Origin of the sequence: Sphingomonas sp. SRS2, assembly GCF_000971055.1 — a bacterium.
Classification (GTDB): Bacteria; Pseudomonadota; Alphaproteobacteria; order Sphingomonadales; family Sphingomonadaceae; genus Rhizorhabdus.
The window spans coordinates 39574-49382 of sequence record NZ_LARW01000071.1; the positions used below are offsets into that span (position 1 = coordinate 39574).

The following is a 9809-nucleotide window of genomic DNA, read 5'->3' on the forward strand; positions in this document are numbered from 1 at the left end:
GGATGACGACCGGCGGCCCGGCCCGGGTTCAGAGCTTTCGCCGGATCAGCCGCACGGACGCCGCCGAGGATATCGACCGGCTGGTGGCCGACGAAACGCCTATCGCGATCGAATATAATGGTCTCGGCTATGCGGTGCTGATGGCGAGCGCTGCCGATCTCGACGATCTGGCCTATGGCTTCAGCCGCGCCGAGCGGCTGATCGACGATGCCGCGCAGATATTGGAGGTGGAGGCGCATGCGGTGGAACGCGGCATGCTGCTGCGGATCACGCTGGCGGAGGACCGGCTTTCCCTGGTCGCGGAGCGTGTCCGTCACCGCGTATCCGAATCCTCCTGTGGGCTGTGCGGGATCGAGAATCTCGAACAGGCGCTGCGCACGCTGCCGCGCATCGATCCGGGGCCGCCGCCCGCCGATGCCGCGATCTTCGCGGCGCTGGCGGCGCTCGACCGCCATCAGCCGCTCAATGCGCAGACTGGAGGGGTCCATGCGGCGGCGTGGTGCGCGGCCGATGGCGCGATCCGGCTGGTCCGCGAGGATGTCGGCCGCCACAATGCGTTCGACAAGCTGATCGGCGCGATGCTTCGGGGCGGGTTCGGCTGGGAAGGGGGCTTTGCGCTGCTCTCGTCCCGCTGCTCGTTCGAACTTGTCGAAAAGGCTGCGCTCGCCGGTTGTCCGACGCTGGTAACGGTGTCGGCGCCGACCGCGCTGGCGATCGACCGGGCGCGCGAGGCGGGCGTGCGGCTGGTGGTGCTCGCCCGGTCCGATGCGATACTGGTGGCGCGATGAGCCGGCTGCTCGGCGCGATTCTTGCCGGGGGGCGGTCGAGCCGGTTCGGGTCGGACAAGGCCGAGGCGCTGTGGCAGGGCAGACCGCTGGTCGAGCACGCCGCCGCGATGCTGCGGCCGATCGTGGACGATATCGTGCTGTGCGGCCGCAGCTATGGAGATTTGCCCGCCATAGCGGACCGCCCGGAAGGGGATATGGGACCGCTGGGTGGAATCAATGCTGCGCTCCACCACGCCCGGGCGCAAGGTTTCGCGGCGGTGCTCACCATCGGCTGCGACACGCCGCATGTGCCGCTCGCCCTGATCGACATGCTGCGCGCTGCCGCTGGTCCCGCCTTTGTCGCGCGCTTGCCGGTGATCGGGCATTGGCCCACCACGCTCGCCGACGATCTCGACGCCTTTCTGGCGGAGGACCGTAAGCATGCGATCCGCGCCTGGGCCGAACGGGTGGGCGCCGAGCCGGTCGACTGGCCCATGCTCGCCAATATCAACGAACCCGCCGATCTGGCCCGGCTGTCACAGGACGGCGCTCCGGAGTTCTAGCGGCAGAAAAAGCGCCGGCTGTCGAAATGATATATTGTATCTTCGGCCTCGACATGCCATTTGGCGTGACGATAGAAAGGATGACTGTGATCCGTTTCGTACCCGCGCGCGACCTGTTTGACCGGCTGGCCATCGGCCTGTCGGCGCTGTGTCTCGTCCATTGCGCGGCGAGCGTCATCCTGTTGACCCTGCTTGCGACGGCGGGTGGCGCTCTGCTCCATCCGATCATTCACGAGATCGGGCTCGGCCTCGCTATCCTGCTGGCGATCATCGGCCTTGGCCGGGGGTTCCTGCAACATCGGCGGCCGGTGCCGATGATCCTCGGCACCGCCGGCATCGCCCTGATGGCGGCGGCGCTCAGCGTGCCGCATGGCATGCAGGAAGCCGCGTTCACCATGCTCGGTGTAGCCTGTGTCGCGATAGCGCATCTGCTCAATCGCCGGGCGAACGCCGAGCACCTGACTTATTGAGACTTGTTCGCAGGCCCCCGCAGGCCTAACTTGGCCTTATGGCCACTGCACATGACCACCGCGTCCACGAAGGCGAGTCTCTCGCCGATGCCGCGCAACGCGCGTTCGAGCGCGCGGGCGAGCAATGGACGCCGATGCGTGCCCAGATCTATGCGGCGCTGAGCGCGGCGGAACGTCCGGCATCGGCCTATGACCTTGCCGAGGCGGTTTCGAGCGCGACTGGCCGCCGGGTCGCGGCGAACAGCGTCTATCGGATCCTCGACGTGTTCGTGTCGAAGAACCTCGCGAACCGGGTCGAGAGCGCGAACGCCTATATCGTCAACGCCCATCCCGATTGCGAACATGACTGCATCTTCCTGGTCTGCGACGTCTGCGGACGGGTCAGCCATGTCGATGACGACAGCCTGTCGGGCGCGGTGCGGCGTTCGGCGGAAAAGGCCGGCTTCTCGCAATTGCGGCCCGTGATCGAGGTGCGAGGCTGTTGCGCCGACTGCGCGGACGGCGATTCAGCTTAGCGCATCTGCGCTAGCTAAGGCGATTACATGGGTTTATGGCGAGCGGGATGACCGACCGTCCAGTAACGCCTTTGCTTGATAGCGCCGCCACGCCCGCCGAACTCCGGCAGCTGAAACCGGCGCAGCTCCGCCAGCTTGCCGATGAACTGCGTGAGGAGATGATCTCCGCCGTATCCGTGACGGGCGGGCATCTCGGCGCGGGGCTAGGCGTGGTCGAACTGACCGTCGCGATCCACTATGTCTTCGACACGCCGCGCGACGTCGTGATCTGGGACGTGGGCCATCAGGCCTATCCGCACAAGATCCTCACCGGCCGGCGCGACCGTATCCGCACTCTGCGCCAACCCGGCGGCCTATCGGGCTTCACCAAGCGCAGCGAGAGCGAATATGATCCGTTCGGGGCGGCGCACAGCTCGACCTCGATTTCGGCGGCGCTCGGCTTCGCCGTCGCCAACAAGCTCGCGAACAAGCCAGGCCGTGCGATCGCGGTGATCGGCGACGGGGCGATGTCTGCGGGCATGGCCTATGAGGCGATGAACAACGCCAAACAGGCGGGCAACCGGCTGATCGTCATCCTGAACGACAATGATATGTCGATCGCGCCGCCGGTCGGCGCGCTGTCCGCCTATCTCGCCAAGATCGTGTCTTCGGGGCCGTTCCTGTCGATGCGCGGCTTCGCCAAGCGCGTCGCGCAGAAACTGCCCCGCCCGATCCACGACTTCGCCAAGCGATCCGAGGAATATGCCCGCGGCATGGCGACCGGCGGCACGTTGTTCGAGGAGCTGGGCTTCTATTATGTCGGCCCGGTCGACGGCCATAATCTCGATCATCTGCTGCCGATCCTCGAAAATGTCCGCGACGGCGATCATGGCCCGATCCTGATCCACGTCGTCACCAAGAAGGGCAAGGGCTATGCGCCTGCGGAGGCGGCGGCCGATAAATATCATGGCGTCCAGAAGTTCGACGTGGTGTCGGGCGAGCAGGCCAAGGCCCCGCCGGGGCCGCCCAGTTATACCGGCGTCTTCGCCGAGGCGCTGGTCCGTGAGGCGGCACGTGACGACAAGGTCTGCGCGATCACCGCGGCGATGCCCTCGGGCACCGGCCTCGACAAGTTCCAGGCCACCTTTCCCGAACGCAGCTTCGATGTCGGTATCGCCGAGCAGCACGCCGTCACCTTTGCGGCCGGGCTCGCGGCGCAGGGCTATCGCCCCTTTTGCGCGATCTACTCGACCTTCCTGCAGCGCGCCTATGATCAGGTGGTGCATGACGTCGCCATCCAGAACCTGCCGGTCCGTTTCGCGATCGACCGCGCCGGGCTGGTCGGCGCCGACGGGTCGACCCATGCCGGCAGCTTCGACATTACCTATCTGGCGACTCTGCCCAATTTCGTGGTGATGGCGGCGGCCGACGAGGCCGAGCTGAGCCATATGGTCCACACGGCCGCGATGCACGACAGCGGGCCGATCGCGCTGCGCTATCCGCGCGGCAATGGCACCGGCGTCGCGATCCCCGCGGTTCCCGAGCGGCTTCCGATCGGCAAGGGACGGATCGTCCGCGAGGGCAAGAAGGTAGCGATCCTGTCGCTCGGCACCCGGCTGGGCGAGGCGCTCCGCGCGGCCGAGCAGCTCGAGGCGCTGGGCCTGTCGACGACGGTCGCCGACCTGCGCTTCGCCAAGCCGCTCGATGAGACGCTGATCCAGACGCTGCTGACCAGCCACGACGTAGCGGTAACGGTCGAGGAGGGCTCTATCGGCGGCCTGGGCGCACATGTGCTGACCCTGGCGTCCGACCTTGGGCTGATCGACAGCGGCCTGAAGCTGCGCACGTTGCGCCTGCCCGACAGCTTCCAGGAGCATGACAAGCCCGAGAAGCAATATGCCGATGCCGGGCTCGATGCCGAATCGATCGTCGGCACGGTGCTGGCGGCGCTCCATCGCAACAGTTCGGGACTAGAGGTCAGCGCTTGAAGTTATTCGGCCTGGGGAAGCGTGCATCCACGCGAAAGCTTGCGCCCGATTTCAACCTGACGACGCTGGCGGCGCGTTACCGGTCCGACAAAGGCAGCACCGGATCGCTGCCGCATAATTACACCCTGCTTTACGACATGCTGCTAGGCCCGCGCCGCGACAGCGTGACCCGGATGCTGGAGATCGGCCTGCTGGTCGGCGGACCCGAGGTCGGCGCGGACGCCGATCGCGCGACGGGCGATCTGCCTTCGGTGCGGATGTGGCTCGATTATTTTCCCAAGGCTATCGTCCATGGGTTCGACATTTCGGATTTCAGCTTCTTCACCCATCCGCGCTTCCGCTTCACGCGCGGCGATTCGGGGATCGCCGCCGATTTGCAGGCGGTGGCAGCGCGGGGGGAACGGTTCGACTTCATCATCGACGACGGGATCGCACGCCTCCTTCCACCAGCAACTGGCATTCCAGACGCTGTTCCCGCATCTGGAACCCGGCGGCATCTATATCATCGAGGATCTGCACTGGCAGTCGCCGGCCTATGAAGGCAGCCTGCCGCCGACGATCCGCACCGTCGAGCTGATCGACGTCTGGTTTCAGACCGGCGCTTTTCCGAAGGTCGAGGCGGTGGAACTCGCCGGATTGCCGGCGCTGGCCGATCAGGTGAGTTTCGCTTTTCTGGTCAATCAGCCCTTCACGGGCGATCAGCGGCTGCCCAAGGTCGCGGTGATCCAGAAGAAGTTTTGAGGAGGGGCAGATAGCCTCGTTCTCTATGCCGTCATGCTGAACTTGTTTCAGCATCCACTCTGAGCCTTGGGTTATGTTATCGGTCGCACATGGACCGTCAACCTTGCGTTTATATTATGGCGAGTGACCGGAACGGCACGATCTATATCGGGGTTACTTCCGACCTGCTGGGCCGACTTTATCAGCACCGCGCCAGCGAGATTTCCGGTCTTACGTCATGCTATGGTGTGACGAAGCTGGTCCGCTTCGAGCTGTTCGGCGACATGACCGGTGCGATCACGCGGGAAAAGCAGCTTAAGAACTGGCGGCGTGCGTGGAAGCTCAATCTCATCGAGCAAGACAATCCGCATTGGGAAGACTTGGCTGTCGAACTGGGGTTCGATCCGAACGATTCCCGTTAGCTTCGCCCCTGCGGCCCGGTGGATGCTGAAACAAGTTCAGCATGACGGGTTGTATGAGTGCTAGACGTCCTGATCGGGCAGGACGAAAGCACCATCGGCGGGCGCTTCGGCGAGTTTTTCGATCCGGCCGCGCGAGACCGAGATCAATATGTGGCGGTTGGCGAATTCGACGACGGCGAGTCGTCCGGTGGCGCCCAGCGGGATGGCATCGACGATCTTGAGCGCCCGTTCCCGGTTGCCGATCGCGATTCCCGGCTGAACCTTCTTCCAGAGCCAGAGCGAACCATAGGCCAGTCCACCGACGAGCGGGACCAGCAGGAGCAGCTTCAACAGATAATCTATCATCATAAGCGAGGCATCATTGGCGGCGTTCTATCCCTGACAGCCGCGCATCGGCAGCGACCACGTCGACTACCCTTATCCCGAACTTTCCGTTCACTGTCACTACCTCGCCCTTCGCGACGAGCGTTCCGTTGACCATGATGTCGAGCAATTCATTCGCCTGGCGGTCGAGCTCGACCACGCTGCCCGAATTCAGGTCCATCAGATCAGCGAGGCGCAGCGAGGTGCTGCCGACCTCGACCGACAATCGCAGCGGGATATCGGCGAGCAGCGAATAGTTGGCGCGGCTCGACAGATCGCCCGGGATCGCCGGAACGTCGGACATATCGCTCATTTCAAAAGACCCTTGTTGAGGTTTTCTATCATCATCGCGGCCCGGCCTTCCTGTTCGCCGATCGTGCCTTCCGCGAATCGGCGGTTGCCGACGAGGAGGGGGACGGTCTGCGACAAGGTGATCGGAATGATGTCGCCGACCTTGAGGCCGAGCAGCTCCGCCACCGTCATCTCGGGGCGCGCGAGCACCGAACGGACCGGCAGCGAGACATTGTCGAGCGCGCCGAGCAGCTTGTTCTTCCAGTCGCGGTCATTGCCACCGGCGCCGGCCTGGACGCGCGAGGCGATCTCGTCCTCGATCGGCTGGAGCAGCGACAGCGGGTAGAGGATCTCGATCCGGGTCGACTTCGACATGCCGGGCTTGATCGTGAAGCTCTGCACCACGATCGTCTCGTCGGGGCGGACCATATTGGCGAAGGCGACGTCGGTCTCGTGCGTCGTGAAATCGAATTCGAGCGGGTAGCTGTCGTTCCAGCTCTTGGTCAGCACCTCGGAAATCGCGGTGACGAGGCGCTTCTGGAGACGCTGCTCGGACGGGGTGAACTCTCCGCTCTTGGGCGCGAGGCCGTTTCCGGTGCCGCCGTAGAAGGCGTCGACCATGTTGGTGATGAAGGCGGGTTCGAGCGCGATCATCATCATCCCCTTGGCCGGGCGAACCCGGAAGAGGCTGAGGCTGATATAATGGGGCTGCTTGGCCTGCCATTCGTCGAAGCGGCGGGTTTCGAGCGGGATGGCCTCGATCTTGGCGCGGGTCTGGGCGATCGGCTCGATCACGTCACGCAGCAGACGCGCGATCTTCTCGTTCATCCGCTCGAGATGGGTGAGGTGCGCGACCGGGCGGTCCTTGCGCTGACCGAGCGTATAGAGCTCGACATCGCGCGCCTGACGAACGTTCGGCTCCTCCCCCTCCGGCTGATCGAAGGAGATGTCGCTGAGCTCGTCCATCAGCGCGGCGACTTCATCACCCGAAAGACTGGAAGCTGCGCGCGTCATGAAATCGTTGATCACCCCGAACGGTTCGACCCGGTGCTGCCGGTGGATTCGCTATACCGCAGAGGTGGTTAATGAAATGTGGGGACGGAATTAGGGCTTTGTTTGTTTTTGCCCTCAAACGCCGGGCGCCGACATCCGTCGGCTTGGCTTCCTCGCATAAGCTCGGACGCGCATTCGCGCTTGCGGAGCCTTGGCAGGCTCCGATGCTGACTTCTGTGTCGGGATGCCCAGCGTCCCGCAAGGCCGAACGGCCGCCCGAGCTTATGCGAGGAAAAGCCAAGTGGGCGGATGCCCACGCTGGCGTCTGAGGCTACAAACTATGCAGCGCCCTTCTGGCGGATGAGCTTATAGGCGTGCTCATACCATTTGCTGCCAGGATAGTTCGCGCCGAGCACCGCGGCGGCACGCTCCGCCTCGGCGGGAACGCCGAGCGCCATATAGCTTTCGGTGAGCCGCATCAGCGCCTCGGGCGCATGGCTGGTCGTGTCGTAGCTGTCGATCACGGTGCGGAAGCGGATAACCGAAGCGAGCCAGTCGCCACGCCGCTGGTAGAAGCGGCCGATCTCCATCTCCTTGCCGGCAAGGTGATCCTTGATCAGGTCGGTCTTGACCCGGGCGTCGGCGGCATAGCGCGAATCGGGGTAGCGCCGGATCAGTTCGTTCATCGCGTCGAGCGACTGCTGGGTCAGCTTCTGATCGCGCGTAACGTCCTGGATCTGCTCATAATAGTTGATCGCGATCAAGTAGAGCGCATAGGGCGCGTCGCGGTTGCCCGGATGGATCGAAATGAAGCGCTGCGCCGACGCGGTCGATTCGGTGTACTGGCGCGCGAGATGATAGGAAAAGGCGCTCATCAGCTGAGCACGGCGGGCCCAGACCGAATAGGGATGCTGGCGCTCGACTTCATCGAACAGCGCGGCAGCGAGTTTATATTGGTGCCTGTCCAGCCGCTCTTTCGCGGCGTTGTAGAGCGTGTCCACATCGCGGGCGACATATTTGGTGTCGCCCTTGTTCTTGCTCGTGGCGCAACCGGCCAGCGGAACGACGAGGGCGGCGGCGATCATCAGCGCGATCGAACGGGGGGCTATACGCAGCATAGGGCGTCTTCTTAGAGCCTGATCGTCTAAGGTGGAAGCGCAAAGCGCTTCCGCTGATGACGTGAACCAGGCTCTCAGCGAAGACCGAGATCTTGATTCACGATTCAGGCTGATTTCAGCCTGAATCGATCGAGGTCTTGGGCCCAAAGCCGGCTACCGCAATGGCCACGAGAAAGGCGTGCGCCGCGCCGACAACCGGTTAAGATGGTGCGATGCTCCGCGTGCTGACCCTGTCGACATTATTCCCCGATCGAACCCGGCCGGGGTTCGGCGCTTTCGTCGAGCGGCAGACGCTGGGCCTGGCGGCGCATCCGGATGTCGAACTCCGCGTGGTGGCGCCCCATGCGGCGCCGCCGACGCGCTGGGCCAAGCGCCATCCGGCCTATCGCGAGATCAGCCAATTGCCCACGCGCGAGCAATGGAAGGGGCTGGACGTCCATCGTCCACCTTTTCCTACGCTGCCGATCATCGGCGGGCGGCTGAACCCGTGGAGCATGTGGTGGACGCTGATCCCGCTGCTTGATGCGATGAGGGCCGATTTCCCGTTCGATGTGATCGATGCCGAATTCTTCTATCCCGATGGCCCGGCGGCGGTGCGGCTCGGGCGGCGTTATGGCGTTCCGGTGTCGATCAAGGCGCGGGGCAGCGACATCCATATGTGGGGGACGAAGCCGGCCTGCCGCCGGATGATCGTCGCGGCGGGACAGGCGGCGGACGGGCTACTCGCAGTATCGGGTGCGCTGCGGGACGACATGACAGCGATGGGCCTGCCGGGCGAGCGGATCAGGGTGCATCATACCGGGGTCGACCAGACGATGTTCCGGCCGCAGGACCGGAAGGCGGCGAAGGCTTTGCTTGGGGTGACGGGGCCGCTGGCCGTCACCGCCGGTAACCTGATCCCGCTCAAGGGGCAGGGGCTGGTGATCGAGGCGATGCGCGCGCTGCCGGGCGTCAGCCTGCTGATCGCGGGGCGTGGCGCCGATCATGACCGGCTCGCCGCGCAAATCGCCGCCGAAGCGCTGGGTGACCGCGTGCGCCTGCTCGGGGCGCTGCCGCACGATCAACTGCCCGCATTATATGCGGCGGCGGATGTGGTGGCGCTTCCTTCGTCGTCGGAGGGGCTGGCCAATGTCTGGGTCGAATCGCTCGCCTGCGGCACGCCGATCGTGATCACCGATGTCGGCGGCGCGCGCGAAGTCGTCGACCGGCCGGCGGCGGGCCGGCTCGTCGCACGGACGCCGGAGGCGATCGCGGCAGGGATAAGCGAGATGCTGGCGGACCCGGCGCCGCAGGCCGAGGTCGCGGAGACGGTGCGAAACTTCACATGGGAGCGCAACAGCAAGGCGCTCTACGAGCATCTGATGGGATTGGTGGACGGATATCGCCGTTAGAGTTTGTTTCACTTACGTGGAAGCGGTACCGGCCCGCTCCCCCACCCAACTTCCCGATCCAGCGTAATATATCGGGAGGTTGGGTGGGGGAGCGGGCCGGTACCGCCGGTTCAGCTTCGCTGGAACACACTCCAAACGGCGCCCCCGCGCGGCCGGGCGGCGGGTGTATGGCCTAAGCGGCATCCGTGCGGCGGCGCTCCAGGGGGCCGCGCCGCGCAGCGCACTCCAG

Annotated in this window: 12 protein-coding genes; 8 read left to right on the forward strand and 4 right to left on the reverse strand. The window is 64.8% G+C overall.

Going from position 1 to position 9809, the window contains the following annotated elements:
* Positions 1-2: 2 nt before the first annotated feature.
* The 7 genes from fdhD to WP12_RS07955 all read left to right on the forward strand — a co-directional run bounded on the left by fdhD (position 3) and on the right by WP12_RS07955 (position 5424).
* A complete protein-coding gene (gene fdhD, locus WP12_RS07925; protein WP_046193167.1) occupies positions 3-788 on the forward strand; it encodes a formate dehydrogenase accessory sulfurtransferase FdhD in 786 nt (261 codons plus the stop codon).
* On the forward strand, positions 785-1330 hold the full coding sequence (mobA, locus tag WP12_RS07930; protein ID WP_046193168.1) for a molybdenum cofactor guanylyltransferase: 546 nt from the start codon (positions 785-787) through the stop codon (positions 1328-1330). Before fdhD ends, mobA begins: the two co-directional genes overlap by 4 nt.
* 80 nt (positions 1331-1410) lie before the next feature.
* Entirely contained in the window at positions 1411-1800 is a 390-nt protein-coding gene (locus tag WP12_RS07935; protein WP_046193184.1) for a MerC domain-containing protein, read from the forward strand.
* A 38-nt stretch (positions 1801-1838) separates the two neighbouring features.
* Positions 1839-2315 (forward strand): Fur family transcriptional regulator, encoded by a 477-nt coding sequence (locus tag WP12_RS07940; protein WP_046193169.1) that lies wholly within the window; start codon positions 1839-1841, stop codon positions 2313-2315.
* A 47-nt stretch (positions 2316-2362) separates the two neighbouring features.
* Positions 2363-4282, forward strand: a complete 1920-nt coding sequence (gene dxs, locus WP12_RS07945; RefSeq protein WP_046193170.1) for a 1-deoxy-D-xylulose-5-phosphate synthase — start codon at positions 2363-2365, stop codon at positions 4280-4282.
* The gene (locus tag WP12_RS07950) at positions 4279-4821 is read left to right on the forward strand and encodes a hypothetical protein (RefSeq protein ID WP_052730277.1); all 543 of its coding nucleotides are present in this window, start codon (positions 4279-4281) and stop codon (positions 4819-4821) included. The genes dxs and WP12_RS07950 overlap by 4 nt, the downstream gene beginning before the upstream one ends.
* A gap of 291 nt (positions 4822-5112) precedes the next feature.
* Complete coding sequence (locus WP12_RS07955; protein WP_046193171.1) at positions 5113-5424, forward strand: GIY-YIG nuclease family protein; 312 nt, start codon at positions 5113-5115, stop codon at positions 5422-5424.
* A gap of 60 nt (positions 5425-5484) precedes the next feature.
* On the opposite strand, the gene WP12_RS07960 is transcribed toward WP12_RS07955, so the two are convergent.
* From WP12_RS07960 to WP12_RS07975, 4 genes are all read right to left on the reverse strand, one after another.
* Positions 5485-5772, reverse strand: coding sequence for a flagellar biosynthetic protein FliO (locus tag WP12_RS07960; protein ID WP_084691036.1), 288 nt, complete (start codon positions 5770-5772; stop codon positions 5485-5487).
* Between the two features lie 10 nt (positions 5773-5782).
* A complete protein-coding gene (gene fliN, locus WP12_RS07965) occupies positions 5783-6100 on the reverse strand; it encodes a flagellar motor switch protein FliN (RefSeq protein WP_046193172.1) in 318 nt (105 codons plus the stop codon).
* Positions 6097-7092, reverse strand: a complete 996-nt coding sequence (locus tag WP12_RS07970) for a flagellar motor switch protein FliM (RefSeq protein ID WP_046193186.1) — start codon at positions 7090-7092, stop codon at positions 6097-6099. Before WP12_RS07970 ends, fliN begins: the two co-directional genes overlap by 4 nt.
* Before the next feature lie 317 nt (positions 7093-7409).
* Complete coding sequence (locus WP12_RS07975; protein ID WP_046193173.1) at positions 7410-8189, reverse strand: outer membrane protein assembly factor BamD; 780 nt, start codon at positions 8187-8189, stop codon at positions 7410-7412.
* Between the two features lie 212 nt (positions 8190-8401).
* On the opposite strand from WP12_RS07975, the gene WP12_RS07980 reads away from it, so the two are divergent.
* Entirely contained in the window at positions 8402-9580 is a 1179-nt protein-coding gene (locus tag WP12_RS07980) for a glycosyltransferase (protein WP_046193174.1), read from the forward strand.
* The last annotated feature ends 229 nt before the right edge of the window (positions 9581-9809 follow it).